14 protein-coding genes are annotated in these 18,695 nt (G+C 58.6%); 4 read left to right on the top strand and 10 right to left on the bottom strand.

Annotation, left to right across the window (positions count from 1 at the left end):
• Both Q1K07_RS19360 and recC read right to left on the bottom strand, forming a co-directional pair.
• Positions 1-1,661: UvrD-helicase domain-containing protein (locus tag Q1K07_RS19360; protein WP_300314951.1), on the bottom strand; the 1,661-nt coding region annotated here is incomplete at its 3' end.
• On the bottom strand, positions 1,658-5,281 hold the full coding sequence (gene recC, locus Q1K07_RS19355; RefSeq protein WP_300314948.1) for an exodeoxyribonuclease V subunit gamma: 3,624 nt from the start codon (positions 5,279-5,281) through the stop codon (positions 1,658-1,660). The genes recC and Q1K07_RS19360, both read right to left, overlap by 4 nt.
• Positions 5,282-6,174: 893 nt before the next feature.
• Here recC and Q1K07_RS19350 point away from each other — a divergent pair.
• Both Q1K07_RS19350 and Q1K07_RS19345 read left to right on the top strand, forming a co-directional pair.
• Entirely contained in the window at positions 6,175-7,875 is a 1,701-nt protein-coding gene (locus tag Q1K07_RS19350; RefSeq protein WP_300314945.1) for a sodium:solute symporter family protein, read from the top strand.
• A 58-nt stretch (positions 7,876-7,933) separates the two neighbouring features.
• Positions 7,934-8,062 (top strand): putative transporter small subunit, encoded by a 129-nt coding sequence (locus Q1K07_RS19345; RefSeq protein WP_300314942.1) that lies wholly within the window; start codon positions 7,934-7,936, stop codon positions 8,060-8,062.
• A 153-nt stretch (positions 8,063-8,215) separates the two neighbouring features.
• Here the strand turns inward: Q1K07_RS19345 and Q1K07_RS19340 are convergent, their stop codons facing one another.
• Positions 8,216-9,805: an ABC-F family ATPase gene (locus Q1K07_RS19340; protein ID WP_300314956.1), complete on the bottom strand. Its 1,590-nt coding sequence runs from the start codon at positions 9,803-9,805 to the stop codon at positions 8,216-8,218.
• Between the two features lie 354 nt (positions 9,806-10,159).
• Here Q1K07_RS19340 and Q1K07_RS19335 point away from each other — a divergent pair, with 354 nt between their 5' ends.
• Both Q1K07_RS19335 and Q1K07_RS19330 read left to right on the top strand, forming a co-directional pair.
• A complete protein-coding gene (locus Q1K07_RS19335) occupies positions 10,160-10,636 on the top strand; it encodes a carboxymuconolactone decarboxylase family protein (protein WP_300314939.1) in 477 nt (158 codons plus the stop codon).
• Positions 10,633-11,490 carry a sigma-70 family RNA polymerase sigma factor gene (locus tag Q1K07_RS19330; protein WP_300314936.1) on the top strand — a complete coding sequence of 286 codons (858 nt, stop codon included), beginning with the start codon at positions 10,633-10,635 and terminating at the stop codon, positions 11,488-11,490. The genes Q1K07_RS19335 and Q1K07_RS19330 overlap by 4 nt, the downstream gene beginning before the upstream one ends.
• 36 nt (positions 11,491-11,526) lie before the next feature.
• On the opposite strand, the gene Q1K07_RS19325 is transcribed toward Q1K07_RS19330, so the two are convergent.
• From Q1K07_RS19325 to iolE, 7 genes are all read right to left on the bottom strand, one after another.
• Positions 11,527-12,255, bottom strand: a complete 729-nt coding sequence (locus Q1K07_RS19325; RefSeq protein WP_300314933.1) for a FadR/GntR family transcriptional regulator — start codon at positions 12,253-12,255, stop codon at positions 11,527-11,529.
• Positions 12,252-13,796, bottom strand: a complete 1,545-nt coding sequence (locus tag Q1K07_RS19320; protein ID WP_300314932.1) for a tripartite tricarboxylate transporter permease — start codon at positions 13,794-13,796, stop codon at positions 12,252-12,254. The genes Q1K07_RS19325 and Q1K07_RS19320 overlap by 4 nt, the downstream gene beginning before the upstream one ends.
• 3 nt (positions 13,797-13,799) lie before the next feature.
• Positions 13,800-14,273 (bottom strand): tripartite tricarboxylate transporter TctB family protein, encoded by a 474-nt coding sequence (locus Q1K07_RS19315; protein WP_300314930.1) that lies wholly within the window; start codon positions 14,271-14,273, stop codon positions 13,800-13,802.
• A gap of 53 nt (positions 14,274-14,326) precedes the next feature.
• Positions 14,327-15,292, bottom strand: coding sequence for a tripartite tricarboxylate transporter substrate binding protein (locus Q1K07_RS19310; protein ID WP_300314927.1), 966 nt, complete (start codon positions 15,290-15,292; stop codon positions 14,327-14,329).
• Positions 15,293-15,370: 78 nt separating this feature from the next.
• Entirely contained in the window at positions 15,371-16,291 is a 921-nt protein-coding gene (locus Q1K07_RS19305; protein WP_300314925.1) for a dihydrodipicolinate synthase family protein, read from the bottom strand.
• A gap of 308 nt (positions 16,292-16,599) precedes the next feature.
• Positions 16,600-17,724: a Gfo/Idh/MocA family oxidoreductase gene (locus Q1K07_RS19300; RefSeq protein WP_300314922.1), complete on the bottom strand. Its 1,125-nt coding sequence runs from the start codon at positions 17,722-17,724 to the stop codon at positions 16,600-16,602.
• Entirely contained in the window at positions 17,721-18,680 is a 960-nt protein-coding gene (gene iolE / locus Q1K07_RS19295) for a myo-inosose-2 dehydratase (RefSeq protein WP_300314919.1), read from the bottom strand. Before iolE ends, Q1K07_RS19300 begins: the two co-directional genes overlap by 4 nt.
• Between the last annotated feature and the right edge of the window lie 15 nt (positions 18,681-18,695).

Here is an 18,695-nt window from a genome sequence, read left to right as displayed (position 1 = left end):
CCATGGGCGGCCACGGGTACGAAGGGCAAGGGGTTATCGCTGCCTTGCCGGAACAGGAATGCACCACGGGAATAGTTTTCGGCCTGTGCGAAACAGTGGTTGACAGCGCTGACCATGGCCTGAGTAGAACGGAAGTTCCTGCCCAGTGTGGCATGACGCCCCTGAGTGGCGCGGCGGGCCTCCAGGTAGGTATGGATATCGGCGCCACGGAAAGCGTAGATGGCCTGCTTGGGGTCGCCAATCAGCAAGACGGCGCTCGGCTCGGTTTCTGCATCGGGGCTGTCATGGCCACTGAGCCGATAGACGCGATCAAACAGACGATACTGCACCGGGTCGGTGTCCTGGAATTCATCGACCATGGCCACGGGAAACTGACGCCGGATACGCTCGGCCAAGCGTTTGCTCTGAACATCAGCTTGCGTTGAACCACTTGCACAAAGTGCACGATCCAGATGAATCAGCAGGTCATCGGGACCAATTTCTGCTCGGCGGGCCTGGGCCTGATGGCGACGCTCCGCCATCCAGCGCACCGCGTGACTGACCAGTGCCGGGTAGGCGTCGGGCAACTCGCTCAAGCGTGCAGGCAACTCGGCCAAGGCATTCAGGGCGGGCAGGTCCGGCGGTGAGCCTTCTTTCCAGATATCGGCCATGCCCTGTGGGGTGAGGCGCTCCCAGGCAGCCTTGCTCAACGCGGGTTGCTTCTGGCCTGGATCCTCCACCCACTGGCGCAGGGCGGCGAGCCAGTTGGCGCGACTCCGGGAGTTGAGCTTCTGGCCATTGAAGGCTTTGCGCGAAGCAGCATCTTCAAGTACGGCCTCCAGCTCATCCAGCCAGGCAGGCCAGGGTGCCTTGAGTGCGGCCAGGCAGTGCTCGGTTTCGGCACTGACATGCTCGAAGGTTTCCAGAGGAACGGGTGCTTCGTCCAGGCTTTCGGCATGGGGCAGCAGTCTCCCGAGAGCCTTGTGCAGGGCTTCCGGTGTTTCCCAATGACTCGTGAGCTGATCGAGATATTCGCTGGGCAATGCGTAGAGGAAGGTGCGCCAGTAGTCACGGGCGACGTCCAGCTCCAGCTCGCTCTGATCGGTTTCCAGGGACAGCGAGAACAGGCTGCCGCTGTCGAAGGCATGCTCGCTGAGCATGCGGTGGCACCAGGAGTGGATCGTCGAGATGGCCGCTTCGTCCATCCATTCCGCGGCCAGTTGCAGGCGCCGGCCGCAGGCGGGCCAGTGCTCCTTTGGCCACTGGTTGCGCAGACGCACCAGTGGGTCGCTGGCGTTGTCGTCGCTTTCGTTACTTTCGTCGCTTTCGTTACATGCCGGCTCTGCTGATGGTGAGGTCTGTGACGGTTGTTGTTGAGCTTGCCGTTGAACGGGCTGTTGAAACAGCTCTGCCGCTTCCACCAGGCGAGCACGGATGCGGTCCCGCAGCTCCAGTGTGGCGGCATTGGTGAACGTTACTACCAGAATTTCAGGCGGTGTCAGTGGACGTGGAAAGGCCGCAGTATCTGGTTCGCCATCGGCCGGGCAGGGCCTGGGGCCGAGGACCAGGCGCACATACAGCAGGGCGATGGTAAAGGTCTTGCCGGTCCCGGCGCTGGCCTCTATCAGCCGGTTGCCGTCGAGAGGCAGTGTGACCGGATCAAGCATGATGCTGGTGGTCATTGGTTGCCTCCATTGTCAGGTTCCCCGGACCTTGCAAGACGGCTGAGCGGTCCATACAGCGATTCGGCGAGGGCGGCAAATTCATTGCCATGCTCATTGATCAGGGCTTCTGGTCCGGCCCAGACACGGGTCAGGTAAGTGTTACGCGGGAACTCCCCAGGCTGGAATTCATTGCCTGCCAGGACTTTCCAGGCATCATCCAGGGCCGCTTCATCCGCTTTTTCAGACTGCCCCTCGAGAATGCGTGCCATGGCGGCAGGAGTTCCGCCTTTGCGCAGCCAGGCGAAGGCCGAATCTCTGGCCAAGGGCAGTGGGCAACACATGGCTTGATGCCAGACAGTGGCAATGTTGCCGAGCCAGGACTGCGCCTCATCGGCGGTCAGTGGGGGCAGGTGGCCATCTCCCACACGGGACAGCAGGCGGGTGGTTGTCGGGCCGAGACAGATCTGAGCCACGAGATGCACCACCCAGGGACGGACCCAATGCTTCCAGTGGTAACGGTTATTGCGAATCAGGCTGGATGTCAGCAATACCACTCGACAGCGCTGGCCATCAGCGTCTTGGCGCAGTTCATCGATGACATCCTCGATTTCCAGGCCGCCAAGTGTCAGAGAAAACGGGGTGGCGGTCTGATGGGCATGGGGCCAGCGTTGGCAGGTTCGGGCATATAGTTCGAACAATTCATCCATGGGCTCGACCAGGTGCTGGCGCATGCGTTCGGCAAAGCCCCCCATGGCGAGATGTCCTTCCCGGGCTAGCCGGTCCAGCGTGCTGTACAAGGCATCCTGACGTGCCTGGTGCCTGTCGTCTTCACCGCCTTCAGTACTGTCGACGGCCCTGCGCTGGGCCTGGATCAGCGTGTCTTGCAACTGCCATCTGTCCAGGCCATTCAAGGCAAAGGGTTCCTGGTCGAGCCGGCCGGACTCCGGCAAGGCCAGACGCACGCCAAGCCGCTGATTGAAGAAGGTGGCGACGGGATCGTCCAGCAGCCGGGACAGGCGAGCCAGTGTCAGAGGGGCGTTGGCCTCCCAGGCTGGCAGGGGAGCAATGATCTGATCGGTGAGGGTGTCACGATCATGCACCTGACGCCACTCGTGAGCATAGCTGAACAGGTGTGGCTGGCCCATGAAGTAGTGGGGGCTGAAAGGCGTCAGTGGGTGCTCGGTGGTCAAGTGCTCCAGCAGGGCCGTTCCACCATTTTCATCGGTTTCGTCCAGTTTCCAGCCGCGGGCCAGGTGATCGCGCAGCTGACTGACCAGTACGGATGGCGGGCATTCACTATTGTCATGAATGCTGCGTCCTACCCAACTGATGGACAGGCGCTCGCGGGCCGAGAGCAAGGCTTCGAGAAACAGGTAGCGATCATCCTCCCGACGCGAACGATCCCCGGGCCGATAGTCCTGGCCCATCAGATCGAAGTCCTGGGGAACCTGGGTACGCGGATAGTCACCATCGTTCATGCCTAGCAACCATACATGACGAAATGGAATGGCGCGCATGGGCATCAGGGTCGCGACATTGACGGCACCGGCCAGGAAGCGCTGGGACAGACCGCCGTCGTCGAGGGTGGTCAGCCATTGCTCGCGCACCACCGCCAGGGGAATCTCGCCATCGAAGGCCGCTTCGATGGCCGATTCATGCCAGGTTTCCAAGGCCAGGTCGAGGCGGCTGAGCAGATTGCTGTCGTTGTCGTCCACCGGACTGAGGCAATCGTCGAGCAGCGCGCGCAGCCGGATGCACCAGTTGCCCACATCCGTCGGTGTGGAAAGCGCATGCCAATGATGTTCGAGGGTGTCGATCAGACGCACCAACGGGCCAGCCAAGGCGGCTTCCAGTCCGCCGATGTCACCGTAGGGTGCGATATCGTGCCAGGCCGTATCCTGGCCTGGCGCTGGTGTCGGTTCATCTGCTGCCCCTTCTCCCACGGCATAGCCCAGCAGCAGGCGGCGGAGGCCAAAGGTCCAGGTGTTCTGGCTCAACCCCCCTGGCAAGTCGAGGCTCTGGCGCTGCTCGGCATCCAGTCCCCAGCGAATACCGCTACCCGCAATCCAGCGTTCCAGCACCGGGAGATCGTCCTCGCGGATGGCAAAGCGTTCTCGCACGGCGGGCACTTCGAGCAGGTCGAGCAGGTTCGATACCGACAGACGCAGCTCTGGCAGCCGGGTCAGGGTTTCCACGGCGATAGCCAGTGGCTGGCGATGGCGGCTGGCCTGGTCGGAGAGGGTAAAGGGAATGTAGCGTGGGTCGTCGCTTTCCAGACGCCCGAACACGGATGTCACTGCCGCAGCATAGGCATCCACCTCCGGTACCATCACCAGCACGTCGCGTGGCCTGAGGGTTGCATCGGCACTGAAAGCGGCGAGCAACTGATCGTGGAGCAATTCCACCTCGCGTAATGGGCTGTGCGCCACATGGAAGGTCAGAGAGGTGTCGTTCTTGTCGACAGAAGGCCACAGCGCCTGCGTCTCGCTCATAGGACGCAGGGCGCGAATATCATCCTGCAACTGATGCAACAGTTGCTGGCGGCCATCGGGCAGGGCATGTGGTTCAAACAGATCGATGCGTAGTGCATCGTTTTCGAACAGCTTGGCATATTGCTGGTGTTCATCGAACTCATCGAGCAGGCGCAGGTAATCACGGCCCTGCTTGCCCCAGGCGGCGAGCAAGGGATGGGCGTGAAGGTGCATCTGGCTGTCGTCGAGATCCAGGGGCATGCCGGGGCGCTGCTGCTGGCGACGTCGGGCAGCTCGCAGCAGGTCGCGATGTTCGATGATATCGGCCCAATAGAACTCACAAGGGTTATGCACGCACAGCACGACCTGGCACATCCGCGACAGGGCGGCCAGGGCCTCCAGGGTCTGGCTGGGCAACGACGAGATACCAAAGACCATGATTCGACGTGGCAGCCCTGCTGGTCGCGCCGAGGCATCCAGGGACTGGCAGGCGGTGACAAAACGCTGGTGGACGCCAGCACGGCTGGAGGCAATGCCGGCTTCGCCGATATCGGCACGCAGCACCCGCCACAGCACCGCCTGCCAGAGTTGGTCTTCCGGCAGTGGGCGGGACTGGCCGCGAGCATCGATCAGGACATCCTCGCCATTGGCCCAGGCTTCCAGCCAGTCTCCACGGTAGACCTGATACTGGTCGAACAGGTCCGCCAGGCGCTCGGCCAACTGGTGGCGCTTGCGCTGGTCATCGTCGGCATCGAGAAAGCGCTGCAATGGCGTGAACGCTTCAGCAGTGCCTGGATCGTCCAGCAGGCTGGGCAACAGACGCATCAGCCGCCAGGTCAGGCGTGACTTGTCGAAAGGTGACGTCGGAGGTACCGAATCGGGGCCATCAAGGTGTGTCAGTACGGTGCGATAGGCCTGCCACAGGAAGCGCGCAGGGAGAGTGACATCCAGTGCCGCTGCGATACCGCAGCCACCATCTTCCGGGTTGGCCGCCAGGGCCAGCTTGAGCCATTGGCTGATGCCATTGCTCTGCACCAGCAGCACCTCGTTTTCCAGCGGTCCCAGCGGATGCTGGCGCATCCAGTTCACCGCCAGGTCGCGCAGTGCTTCCAGATGGTTACCGTGGATCACCATGAATCCTGGTGTGAGGGCAGTTGAGTGCGCCATGCGCCTTCCTTGAGGTTGCTGTGCTGGGGGAAATGGTGCCGTAAACCACGGTGTTGTGAAAGGCAGGAAGATCAGAAATGGTGGTGCATCACCTGGGTAGCTTCATATGCCTGATGGACGTCTTGCATGTCCTTGAGTCCATTATATTAATAAGCAAAATGTTAAATACTGTTTGAAACGGAAAATATATGGAAGCCAATATGCGCAAGAAAGACTTGGCGGATTAATCGTGTTTTTTTCTGGATGCCTTCCTGTTTTTCAGAAGCACTATCGGTAATATTTCATATCAATGTCTGGGCATGATGAAATAGAGAAGATCGTTTGCCATTGAATATAAATATGTAAAGGAAAAGTTAGGCGCTCGGGGACTTTGGAGGAGTAGAGCGCCTTGATGACCGTTGCACCGCTCTCTGGATATTGGCTGGAGAAATTGGAGCGATGGGTGCCAATTGGACATCTAGCCTGCAACATATTAGGGTACCTGCCTCGGGTCGTATCGCTGCACCACATGGACCCGGCATCATCCCGCAACGGGATGTTTTGGTCTCACTACCACGATGATGACGTGATCACCGGCATTTTCGGTTGTCTGGCGACGTCGTTATCGATAGAGAGGAAATCCATGTCGCCCCATTATGCTGACCAGGGCCGCTGCATGCCGCGCCGCCCACCGCCGATTTTCTGACGTCGATTCGACGACGTTTCCTGCCTCTGCCGCCATGACGGCCGATAGCGCGTTTTGCCTTCTTCCGAAGCCCTGCTTGGGCTGATCGGGGACATCTCGTCGAGCGTGTTTCTCGTGCCCTCATGGTCATCTCTTCACTGCGTCCTGTGCCCGTGGCAAGTCGCGGCGCTGGTGGCGCGCTTCTGTTCCACCCACTTCGAGGTTGCTCTTGAACAACGCTCCACTCCATCAATTTTCGACCCTGACAGTCATCCTGCTGATGTTCGCCTTTTATGGCGGCACTTATCTGCTGACGCTTGGTATTCGCAAGAAAAAAGAAGATGCCGATGCCTTCATGGTCTCCAATCATCGCGTTGGCTTTGGTATTGGTGCAGCGAGCATGACTGCGACCTGGATATGGGCGGCTTCTTTTTACGCCGCCGCGACTTCAGGCTATACCTACGGTGTCTCAGGCCCCATCCACTACGGACTGTGGGGGGCACTGATGATTCTGTTCATCTATCCTTTCGGCCGGCGTTTTCGCAAGCTTGCCCCTAATGCCCATACCCTGGGCGAGCTGATTCATGCCCGCCACGGCTCCTCCAGCCAATTGATCCTGGCGCTGTCCAACCTGCTGGGCAGCATCATCAGCTTGATGGTCAACTTCACTGCTGCTGGAGCGCTGGTATCGGTACTCTCGCCACTGTCTTTTCAGGCAGGGGTGATCATGGCCGGGACTGGTGTACTGCTCTATACCTTGTGGTCGGGTTTTCGTGCTTCGGTGCTTACCGATTTCGCTCAGCTGGTCGCTCTGATGGCCATTGCTGTGGTTATCATTCCCGCTGTGTTCTTTGCGATGGGCGGCCCGAGTGAGCTGGTCGCAGGGCTTGATAACCTGAGCGCCGAGCAGGCCAATTTCTTTTCTGCTGATGCTGTTCTTAACCAGGGGGCACCTTTCTTCGTCGCTGTACTGGCCTATGCCATCGGCAACCAGACCATTTCCCAGCGCCTGTTTGCCGTCAAGGAAGAGCACATCAAGCCGACTTTTCTCACTGCTACCATCGGTTATGGCGCCATTGTCATTGGTCTGGGGATGATCGGGTTGATGGCGCTGACACTTGGCGTCGAGCCCTTGAACGGCGACATGAACAATCTGATTCCGCAGATGGTCTCGGGTTATCTGCCGCCGGTGTTCATCGCGTTGTTCTTCATCCTGGTGATAGGTTCGCTGTCTTCTACGGCAGATTCCGATCTTTCGGCGCTGTCAGCGATCATGATGGCCGACGTTTACGGGAAGAATATTGCCCGGGGCAAGGCCAACCCTGAACGCATGTTACTGGTGGGGCGATTGACCATGATCGTTGCCACTGCCATTGGCATTATCTTCGCCAGCTTCTCGCTGGATATCCTGGTGATGCTGGTCTTTGTCGGTGCGTTATGGGGCGCCATCGTCTTTCCAGTCATCGCCAGCTGCTTCTGGAACCGGGTCACCAATGCTGCATTCACCACCTCTGTGCTGGTCGCCATGCTGGTGTTCTGTGTGGCCCGCTTTGAGTGGGTACCTCTGTCGGGGGTAACAGGACTGTTCTTCGAGGTTCTGGGCAGTATCGGCGGCGGAGTCATCATCGGCTTGATGGTTTTTGGTTTTCTTGGCCGCGTGGCCGGCTTCACCGCAGGTGGGCTGGCATTGGTGGCGATGCTGATCTTCGCCACTGGCTTCCTGCGTGACTATACCGTGCTGCTGGCCTCCTTGACCGCCTATGGCACCAGCACTCTGGTGTGTGTAGTGATGAGTCTGGCCAGCCGGGAGCGCTTTGATTTCGACAGCATTCGTGAGCAGGTCGGAAACTACGACGAGCATATCGTCGACGCGGAATCAGTTGAGTCGACCAAAGAGCCTGTACCCGCACCTCTCGCTACGCAGCGCTGATCTATATCCCAGCTACTATGGCGTCGGCATACCGGCGCCCATCACACGGAGTTTGTCCATGACTACCCTCTTTGCCGTCTATGTACTGATCTGGCCAGCCCTGACTCTGGGCGTGCTGGTGTTGATCTGTCGTGCCGTATGGCGTGATCGGCGCGAAGCCCGCCGCCAGCGCAGGTCGCTTGTCTGAGGTCTGTTGTACCTTCGATCCAGCCGTGAGCCTGACGCTGGCTCGACGATCATGATCTGAATGAGTGCATCGCCCCCTTCGAGGTAAAGGCCTCGGAGGGGGCTTTGAATGAAGGGCTTTGAGTGCAGGGGTTTTGAGAGCAAGAAAGACGGCTTAGCCGAGCACGCCCTGACTGCGCAGGTAGTCATCATAGCTGCCGCTGAAATCGACGATGCCATCGTCTTTCATCTCGATGATGCGCGTGGCCAGTGAGCCAACGAACTCTCGGTCGTGGCTGACGAAAATCAGGGTGCCGGGATAGTGCTCCAATGCCAGGTTGAGCGCTTCGATGGACTCCATGTCCAGGTGGTTGGTGGGCTCATCCATGACCAGCACGTTGGGGTTTTGCAGCGAGAGTTTGCCGAACAGCATACGCCCTTGCTCGCCACCTGAAATGACTTTGACCGACTTGCCGATGTCGTCGTTGGAGAACAGCATTCGGCCGAGGGCGCCACGTACTGTCTGCTCGCCGGCGGTCGTCCATTGCTGCATCCATTCGAACAGCGTCTCGCCACCGTCGAAGTCCGCCGCGTGGTCCTGAGCGAAATAACCGACTTCAGCCGCATCGGTCCATTTCACCTCGCCGGCGTCAGGTGCCATCGCGCCGACCAGGCAGTTGAGCAAGGTGGTCTTGCCGATGCCGTTGGGCCCGATGATGGCGATGCGTTCTCCCGCTTCGATTCTCAGGTCAAAACGCTCGAACAGGACATTGTCGTCCCAGGCCTTGGAGAGTGCTTCCACCGCCAGCGCCTGACGATGAATCTTCTTGTTCTGCTCAAAGCGAATGAAGGGGCTGATGCGTGATGAGGGCTTGACCTCATTGAGCTGGATCTTGTCGATCTTGCGCTGGCGCGAGGTCGCCTGCTTGGCCTTGGAAGCATTGGCCGAGAAGCGGCTGACGAATTGCTTGAGCTCGGCGATTTCAGCCTTCTTCTTGGCATTCTCGTTATGCAGACGTTCGCGCGCCTGAGTGGCAGCGGTCATGTACTCATCGTAGTTGCCGGGAAACAGCTGCAACTCGCCGTAGTCCAGGTCCGCCATGTGGGTACAGACGCTGTTCAGGAAGTGGCGATCGTGAGAGATGATGATCATGGTCGACGAACGCGCTTTGAGAATATCTTCCAGCCAGCGAATCGTATTGATATCGAGATGGTTGGTCGGCTCATCCAGCAGCAGCACGTCGGGATCGCTGAACAGCGCCTGGGCCAACAGTACCCGGAGCTTCCAGCCCGGAGCGACCACACTCATCGGCTGATCATGCTGTTCCAGGGGGATACCCAGGCCAAGCAGCAACTCACCGGCACGCGACTCGGCGGTATAGCCATCGAGTTCGGCAAAGCGCACTTCGAGATCCGCCACCGCCATGCCATCTTCTTCACTCATCTCGGCCAGCGAATAGATGCGCTCACGCTCGGCCGCGACAGACCACAGCTCTTCGTTGCCCATGATCACCGTATCGATGACACGCTCGTTCTCGAAGGCGAACTGATCCTGACGTAGCTTGCCCAGTCGTGTGGTGGCATCTTTCATCACCTGGCCGCTGGTAGGCTCCAGGTCGCCCCCGAGAATCTTGATCAGGGTCGACTTGCCACAGCCGTTGGCTCCGATCAGGCCATAGCGATGCCCCTGGCCGAATTTGACAGAAACGTTTTCGAACAGCGGCTTGGGGCCAAACTGCATGGTGATGTTGGCGGTAGAGAGCACGGCAGAGAATCTCGCGGGAGGGACATGGATGAGAGGCTTGGGCCGACACGACAAGCGACTACGACCAAAGTGGAGCGCGCATTGTACGCGCCAGAGCATGGTGCTATCCACCCAAGCTCCCGTTCTATATCGGCGCCATCGTTCTATTCGGTGCCATTAGTGGCTCATGACCGCGCGATGTCAGACGTGTCGTCGTTTGGTCGCTTACAAAAGGCGTCATGGTGATGTGTGATGCGTAGATAGCAGAAAATTTACGATGTGGTGTCACACTCGCGGCGCTTCACTCGTCTAGGTATCGAAACTTTCTGAATGTATCGAACTGAATGTATCGAAACCCACAGAAGGAGAAGAACCATGACGGTGAAAGTTGACCCCTTTGCTGCTGCTCCCTCGCTGATGCAGGATTGGCAGCGAGTGTCTCTTACTATCAACAAGAGCATGGATCCGACACTTGTCGGGCTCGTCGAGATTCGTGCTTCACAGATCAATGGCTGCGCCAACTGCCTCAACATGCATACGGTGTTTGCACGGGAGAACGGAGAAACCGAACAGCGCATCAACCTGCTTTCAGCATGGCGTGAGGCGCCCTGCTATAGCGATCGTGAGCGTGCTGCACTTGGCTGGACCGAGGTGATGACGCGGCTCTCGGAGGGGCATGATCGAGATGCTGCCTACCAGGCCCTGCAGGATCAGTTCAACGAGGAGGAGCAGGTGAAGCTTACCTTGATACTCAGTGTCATCAATGGCTGGAACCGTATCGCTACCGGGTTCGGTGTCTGGGTCGATCCTGCCGAAGTGAAAGCCTCTGTCGCCAGGGTGGGCACTCGATGACAGGCGTGAGACATGAGGATGCAGCCATCGGTTTCGATGCCTTGCGACCAAGGCTCATGCGCGTTGCCTACCGCATGCTCGGCTCTGTTGCTGACGCGGAGGATATTCTGCAGGAGGCCTTCATCCGCTGGATGAAGGTAGATCGCGAAGAGGTGAGCGAGCCCAAGGCGTTTCTGCGTCGCACGGTCACACGGCTGTGCCTCGATCAGCTCAAGTCGGCGCGGCATCAGCGTGAGACTTACGTAGGCCCGTGGCTTCCCGAGCCGGTAGTGGAAGAGGAGGAAGAAGAGGACGTTACCTTGCCATTGATGCTGGCATTGGAACGTCTATCGCCGCTCGAGAGAGCGGCGTTCCTGCTGCACGATGTGTTCGGGCTGGCATTCGAGGAAGTTGCCACGACCATTCATCGTGATGTCACCGCCTGTCGCCAGCTCGCTGCCCGTGCACGTGCCCATGTGCGTGAGGAAAGGCCTCGTTATCAGATGAGCAGACATCGGGGCCTGGAGATTGCCAAGGCCTTCTTCGTCGCATCGCGCAGCGGCGATATGCAAGCCCTGGGTGCAATGCTGGCTGCTGACATCAGTGTGCATGCCGATGGTGGTGGCAAGCGTGCTGCTGCCAGCAAACCCATTCTGGGTTTTGAGGCCGTGATGAAGTTTCACCAAGGCCTCGCCGCCAAGCTCCGGGAGCATGGATCGACACTGGTGCGTACAGGGTTCGTCAACGGTCTGCCGGGGTTCGTCACGCTGGAGGCCGATGGTGAGTTCCAGACGACAGCGCTCGATATCGAGGATGGCAGGATTGCTGCCATTTATGTGGTGAGGAATCCTGACAAGTTGAGGCATCTGCATTAGGAAGCCTGCATAAATGCCTGTTGCCCCGTCGCCACATCATGCATCGCTGAGGTTATCCGTAACGCGTTTGCGGACTCGGTTGATGTGACTGCGCATGGCCAGCCGAGCGCCGTCGCTGTCTCTCTGCTCGATGGCTTCCAGAATCATGCGGTGCTCACCTATGACCCGGTCGATGCGCTCCTGACTGGCGCTTTGCGTGATGCTCAAGGCCATGGTCATGGCCTTTTCGATATCGATATGGATGGATTCGAGAATGCTCGGGAACATATCGTTCCCGGTGGCTTCTGCAATCACCATATGGAAGGTGAAGTCTGCTTCGCTGGCGATGCGGCCTTGCGAAAAATCTTCTTCCATTCCCTTGAGCGCATCGCGAAGCTGGATCAGTTGTCCTTCATTACGTCGTTCCGCCGCCAGCGCGCTGGCCTCGCATTCCAGTGCGATTCGGACCTCGTAGCTCTTGAGAAGCAGGGATACATCCGAGGCATCGGCGTACTGAATGAGACCAGCAGGAGGAATACGTTGAATGAAGCTGCCTGACCCCTGACGAGAAATGATGATGCCGTCGGCCTGGAGGCGCATCAGCGCCTCCCTGACGACAGGGCGAGAAACCGAGTAGTGCTGACATATGCGGTGCTCTGATGGCAATTTTTCGCCTTTCTTGAACTGGCCATCAATGATGGCCTGCATAAGTTTTCCATAAAGCTTGTCAGCCAGTTTCTCTCTTCGGGGAGGTGTCCCGAGAATGCTGTTTTTATCAAGGCTCATTTGGCAATTCCGCTAGTGCTTCTTTTGTCCGAATTATATTGAACTGGACGTTTTATGGCGAGAAAGTAGACAAAAATCACAGTGAGAACAATGAAGAACAGGCTGTCCATGCTGGTGAAGAAAATGGATGGATCACCCTGGGAAAGGGTCAGCGATCTTCTGAGAAACTCCTCCAGGTTGGGCGCAAGAATGAAACCCAACAATAGCGTGATAACCGGATAGTCATGCTTGCGAAGATAATAGGCAAGAACGCCTAGCGCCAGAGTCAGTCCCATCTGGTAGACCGAGTAGGTGGCGACGTAACTGCCAACCACGGCAAGCAGGGCGATGGCTCCGTACAACATGTCCTTGCGTATGGAGACGATGCGAATGAAGTACGGTCCAATGAGAAATAGTGTCAGAGGAATGAGCACAATGGCGCTGAACAGCAGCGAGGCCAGCATAGGAGCAATCAGCCCAGCCTGATCTGCCAATAGCTGAGGGCCTGGCTGGATACCATTGATGATCAACACACCGAGTACGATGGCGGTAATAGGATCACCTGGAATACCGAAGGTCAGCATGGGCACCAGGGCACCGCCACAGACGGCGTTGTTGGCGCTCTCGGCCGCAGCAATACCCTGGGGATTGCCCTTGCCAAAGCGCTCGGGCTCGCGAGATGTGCGCACGGCTTCGGCATAGGCAAGGAAGCTGCCCATGGAGCCGCCCGCTCCCGGCAAGGTGCCGACCAGATAGCCAATCAGTGATGACTTGAGATAGCACCAGAAACCGATCTCGCGAATCGAGGACAGTGGCGGCACGAAGTCCCGCCGGCGAATGGCCGGAGCCTGGAGAGCTTCCTGGCGTAGGCGCTTGTGTTCGGCAATGGTTCTGGCCTGGATCAGCAACTCACTGATGGCAAAGGTGCCGATGATGACCGGCATCAGGTCAATACCGGCCGTCAGTGCCTCTGTCCCGAAGGTGAAGCGCGCCATGGGAACCATGCTGTCGAGCCCGATCGTTGCCAGCATCAGGCCAAGGCAGGCCGCCATGGCGGCTTTTACAATACGGCCTCGCTGGGCAATGACAATGACGACCAGGGCAAAGGCGATCAGGGAGAACTTGCCGGCCGTCTGCACCAGCAAAGATGCTTCAGCGACGAAAGGGGCAAGCATGATCAAGAGCAGGGCACCAATGCCACCACCGATCATCGAGGCCAGAGACGCATGACCCAGAGCCTGGGCACCCTGGCCGCGCTGCTGCATGGGATACCCCTCCAGCGCAGTCATCATGGAAGATGGCGCGCCCGGGATGTTGATGGTCGTTGCGGTAATGCTGCCGCCACACATGCCGGCCATGTAGATACTGGCACAGGCCATCAAGGCAGTGGTGAGATCGAGGCTATATGTCAGGGGCAGCAATAGTGCCAGAGCCAGCGTGGCGGTCAGGCCTGGAATGGCCGCAAAGACCGTTCCTATCAGAAAACCCGTGACGACATAGATCAGAGTGGTGGGATGGAATAACTCTGAAAAACTACTTAATACGAGAAGTGTAAAGTCCATGTGTCACTCCAGAATGCCAGGCAGACGGATACGGAAGACATACTCAAAGACAAGAAGCCCCATGCTAGTGATGATGATGCTTCCTATGGCTGTGACAAATGGCTTCTTGAGGTCGGAAAAAATGGCAATAATGCAGAAAATGTAGAGTAAGGAAGATAGAAAATATCCAGCAAAATTGAATATTGAGATATAGGCAATGGTTGCGATAACGATAAGGGCTGGCCTTAGCGCTGTCGTCTCTTCCTTCTTCTCTTCCTGGGAGCTGTCCTTGACGGAGCGAATGGCTCTATAAAGGAGAGTAATGGACAGTAGAAGGGCAACAGCTCCCAGAACAGTGGGAAAGAATAAAGGGCTGGGAAGGCCTTTGCTTATCGGTGCTCCAAGCGCAAGGGAATATGTCAGGTAGCCGAGGGAAGTTGCGAATAATATAGCGGGGAAAACGAGTTCAGGTATCTTGCTGGTCTTGTACTGGTTCATGATGGATTACCCTGATGGAAAGGCCTCCTTGAGCGGAGGCCTGGCCGCATGAATTAAAGTCCCAGTTCGTCCATTAGCGCGAACACCTGTTCCTGGCGAGCAGACATCCAGTCGCCAACCTCATCGGACCCCAGCCAGCTTGGGGTAACACCTATCCGGGATACCCACTGCTGGAATTCATCGCTGTCGTAGGCTTTCCGGTAGGCCGCTTCCAGGGTCTGAATGGCATCCGCTGGCGTGTTGGCCGGAGCCGCCAGAATGATGAAGCTGCCGGACTCCAGGTCGATACCGCTTTCACTGATCGGCGAGACATCCGGATAAGCCGGGTTCTGTTCGGAGGAGAGCTCTACCAGCCCCTGCACGTCCCCGGACTCGATCAGCCCTGCGAAGTCACCAAGGCTTGCGATGGCGGCATCGATCTCGCCGGACAGCAAGGCTTCTGATTCGGCAGCCGCGGCACCCGGGTAGGTAATGATGTTGAAGTCTGCGCCGGTCATGTTTTCCAGGCGGCGTGCGGCAAGATATGGGCCCGACCCCTCGGGCATGACTCCGATACGAACAGTGCCAGGCTCGGCCTTGGCGGCCTCGATGAGCTCCTCGAGACTCTCGATACCAGACTGCTTGGAGGCGACGATGGCGTCCGCCTCCTGGGTGATGCGCGCAATGGGCGTCATCTTGTCGAGAGAATAGCCCGGTACCAGTTCGTCGCGAGGTATGGTGATCACGCTATCGTAAGTCAGTACGCTGAGTGTGTGGCCATCCGGGCGGGCACGCATCATCTGGGTGAGCCCTGTAGCGCTGACGGCACCGGTGATGTTTTCGGCATAGATGGAAACCGGCAGGTCCTGCTCGGCGATATTGCTGATCTTGCGCGAGATACCATCGGTACCTCCTCCAGCAGCCCAGGGCACGATCAAGCGGATGTCTCGTTGGGGGAAGTCTGCCGCGATAGCTGATGAGGCCAGCAGAGAGGCGCCCATGAGGCAAATCAGCCGGTTCATGAGTCTGTGAGTTGGCATGCACGAATCTCCATGTTTGTTGCTGTTGTTAGAAGTTATCTGAGCTGGAAGTTATCTGAGCTGGAAGCTGTCTGGGCGTTATGCCTGAGCGGAGGACCATCCCTCGAGTATGTTGTTGAGGGCATGGGCCTGGGGGGCATGGAGCCGATCCACCCCTGGGGGGCGAACTGGGCCAACGTCACTTCCCTGCAGACGCATGGCTTCCTTGACGACCGTGACATTGGTGCCGTTCTGTTCCAGCGTGCGCATGTCTTCAAAATCGGCGATGAGATCGATTAGCCGACGAGCTTCGTCCCACCGCTGTTCTTCGAGTGCTTGGTGAAATTGCATGGTGAGCCTGGCGTTGACGTTGACCAGACCCGAGGTGAAACCCCTGGCGCCGTAGGCATAGAAGGGCAATGCCCAGCTTTCGGCCAGTCCGCAGATCCACAGCAGAGATGCCCCTTGCGTTGCCCGCATGCATTCGGCCATGCGCAGTGGGTCGGGAACGGCATATTTGATGGCAACGACATTGTCGATCTCGGCAAGCGCGGCAAAGTCACCAGGCGCCAATCCCGGGTTGCGCGCATAGGCGATGATGGGCAGGTCGGTTTCATCGGCAATGCCGCGAATGTATGAGGTCAGCATGCGCGGCGATGCGAACGGGTCCGGTGGCTGATGGACCATGATGGCATCGACGCCGGCTGCCTGTGCTGCGTGAGTCAGGTGAATGGCGTCAGCCTGACTGCGTCCGACCCCCGCGGTGACGACGCTTCTTCCCCTGTTGCTGTCGACGGCCAGGCGATAGACGGTCTCGATCTCATCAAGGGTCAGGGCATAGAACTCTCCCGTATTCCCCCCGGTGACGATGTTGTGAACGCCTGATTGCGCAATATCGTCAACGACCTTGCTCAGTAATTGGTGATTGATGCGACCGTCTTCTTGATACGGGGTCACATGCACGCCAGATACACCTGCCAAGGCCTGTTCAATTCGTGAGCGTGATTCTTGCTTGGACATCGGAACCCTCCTTCGTGATAGGGGCTGAGCATTGTCAACCGTCTGAGATGTCGAAGGTTAGGTTTCGATATGGAAAGTTGTCAAACAAGTTGGTTTTTGATGTTTTTTAATAAAACCAATTAAATCAATTTAGTATTGAAATTCATTCTTGTTTTATGCTTCTAAAGTATGATGACAACATGACAAATTTTTGTCAGTAAAGAAGATGACAGATGCGAGAGTCGGCAGCCTGTGGCTGCCGACTGGATGGAGGGACATCAGGAGGAGTGGGGTACGCTGGCGATGGTGCGTCCGGGTGGGGGGTCGGTTTAGATCCTTATCCAGCATCCTTCCGCATGTGAGGCTTCGATGGCATCGATCATGCGATTGACCCGCCAGGCCTCGCGGAAGTCCGGGTACAGCGGCTGGCCGGAGACAATACCTTCCACCAGGTCGCGGATCTCGATGATCTTCTGGTCGTTGTAGCCAAGACCATGGCCGGGCGCAGGGCTGAAGGCTGCATAGTCCGGGTGTTCCGGGCCGATCAACAGGGTACGGAATCCGCGGCGTCCCTCGGGCCCCTCGCTAGTGTAGAGCTGTAGCTCACTCATGCGTTCCTGATCGAAGACAAGAGCGCCTCTGGTCCCGGTCACCGTATAGGCCAGCCCCATCTTGCGCCCGGTGGCGATCCGTGAGGTTTCGATGTTGCCGATCAGGCCACCGTCGAAGCGCAGCAGCGCCTGGGCATGGTCATCGTTTTCCACCGTGCCAAATCCACCGCTGCCGTCAGCCAGCGGACGTCGAGTCGTCACGGTCTGCAATTGGCCGAAGACTTCCTCGACGCGTTGGCCGGTAAGGTATTCGGCCATGTTGAGAATGTGCGAACCCAGGTCACCCAGTGCTCCCGCCCCGGCGGTGGAACGGCGCGTGTGCCAATCATGGGGTCTGGACGGGTCGGCCAGATAATCCTCGTTGTGGCGACCACGGAAGTGCACCAGTTCGCCGATCTCGCCGCTGGCGATGATCTCGCGGGCCAGTTGGGTGGCTGAATTGCGAATGTAGTTGAAACCCACCAGGGTTCTGACGCCGGCCGACTCGGCGGCCGCGACCATTTCCGCGGCATCGGTGGCACTGAGTGCCAGCGGTTTTTCGGCGTAGATGTGCTTGCCTGCGGCGATGGCAGCCAGTGCCATCTCCTTGTGCAGGAAGTTGGGGGCGCAGATATCGACCACATCCACGTCCGGGTCCTGCACCAGCATTCGCCAGTCGCCTGTCGAGCGGGCGAATCCCAGTTCGGTTGCCTTGCGTGCCGCGGCCGCTTCGTCAATGTCGGCCAGCAGCTCGCAGACAGGGATTGCCGGTAGGGAAAAGACGCCCGGAGCAGCCTTCAGGGCGATGGCGTGAGCCTTGCCCATGAAGCCGGTACCGATCAGGCCGAAATTCAGTGTCTTCATTCAAACCTCGCTGTGTTCGCTACCGAGCTCGGGGCCTGTGTCTCGTGACTCGCTTGTTCGTTGACGCTGAAGCCCGCCTGTTCGGCGAGTGCTCGCAGGTTGCGATGTCCCAGTCGGGCATAGGTCATGGGGTGTGCCACCTTGGGGTCCTGCTCGGCTTCAACGACCAGCCAGCCCTCGTAGCCGCTCTTGCGGAGGGACGTCAGGGTGGGCAGGAAGTCGATGTCACCATCGCCGGGGACGGTGAACAGGCCGTCGAGTACGCCATCCAGGAAGCTCTTGTCGCGGTTGCGCAGTTCATCGCGTACGGGAAAGCGCATGTCCTTGCAGTGGACGTGGTTGATTCGAGAGGCGTAGCGCCCGGCAATCGCCAGCGGATCGCCGCCGGCTCCCACCAAGTGGCCGAAGTCGAGCAGCAGGCCCACCGAATCGCCGGTGCTGTCCATCAGCCGCTCGATGTCGGCTTGGCTCTCCACCACGGTGCCCAGATGATGGTGATAGGCCAGATGGACACCCTGTTCCCTGAGATAGTCGCCGACCACCTCCAGCCCCGCGGTGAGACGCTGCCATTCGGCATCGCTGAGGTGCGGTCGACGGGATAGCGGCGTGCCTTGATCCGTGTGGATGCAGCGGGATACCTCGCAGAACACCATCACGTTGGCGCCGCACTGCTTGAGCAACTGAAGGTGCTCCTCGACCGCCGCGATCTCCTCCTCTGGGCTACGTTCCAGCAGGCGGCCGGAGTACCAGCCGGAGACCAGCGAAAGGTGGTGGCGACCCAGAACCCGGGACAGTTCGTCGGGTGTACGAGGGAACTTGTGGCCCAGCTCGAAACCGCTGAATCCGGCCTCGCGTCCCTCCGCCAGGCAGACGTCGAGCGGGGTATCACCACCCAGGCTCGGCAGGTCGTCATTGGTCCAGGTCAGAGGGTTGATGCCTAGGCGTATGGTGGTCATGGGTGTGCTCCTGGC

The organism is Halomonas sp., from assembly GCF_029263665.1.
GTDB lineage: Bacteria > Pseudomonadota > Gammaproteobacteria > Pseudomonadales > Halomonadaceae > Halomonas.
Note: the sequence above shows the minus strand (reverse complement) of the source record. Positions and strands in the feature narration are given on the sequence as shown.

What these genes read in the sequence shown, in the direction of transcription:
- recC (WP_300314948.1), bottom strand. Translation starts at nt 5,281, where the DNA reads ATGGCGCACTCAACTGCCCTCACACCAGGATTCATGGTGATCCACGGT.
- Q1K07_RS19345 (WP_300314942.1), top strand. Translation starts at nt 7,934, where the DNA reads ATGACTACCCTCTTTGCCGTCTATGTACTGATCTGGCCAGCCCTGACT.
- Q1K07_RS19335 (WP_300314939.1), top strand. Translation starts at nt 10,160, where the DNA reads ATGACGGTGAAAGTTGACCCCTTTGCTGCTGCTCCCTCGCTGATGCAG.
- Q1K07_RS19330 (WP_300314936.1), top strand. Translation starts at nt 10,633, where the DNA reads ATGACAGGCGTGAGACATGAGGATGCAGCCATCGGTTTCGATGCCTTG.
- Q1K07_RS19325 (WP_300314933.1), bottom strand. Translation starts at nt 12,255, where the DNA reads ATGAGCCTTGATAAAAACAGCATTCTCGGGACACCTCCCCGAAGAGAG.
- Q1K07_RS19320 (WP_300314932.1), bottom strand. Translation starts at nt 13,796, where the DNA reads ATGGACTTTACACTTCTCGTATTAAGTAGTTTTTCAGAGTTATTCCAT.
- Q1K07_RS19315 (WP_300314930.1), bottom strand. Translation starts at nt 14,273, where the DNA reads ATGAACCAGTACAAGACCAGCAAGATACCTGAACTCGTTTTCCCCGCT.
- Q1K07_RS19310 (WP_300314927.1), bottom strand. Translation starts at nt 15,292, where the DNA reads ATGCCAACTCACAGACTCATGAACCGGCTGATTTGCCTCATGGGCGCC.
- Q1K07_RS19305 (WP_300314925.1), bottom strand. Translation starts at nt 16,291, where the DNA reads ATGTCCAAGCAAGAATCACGCTCACGAATTGAACAGGCCTTGGCAGGT.
- Q1K07_RS19300 (WP_300314922.1), bottom strand. Translation starts at nt 17,724, where the DNA reads ATGAAGACACTGAATTTCGGCCTGATCGGTACCGGCTTCATGGGCAAG.
- iolE (WP_300314919.1), bottom strand. Translation starts at nt 18,680, where the DNA reads ATGACCACCATACGCCTAGGCATCAACCCTCTGACCTGGACCAATGAC.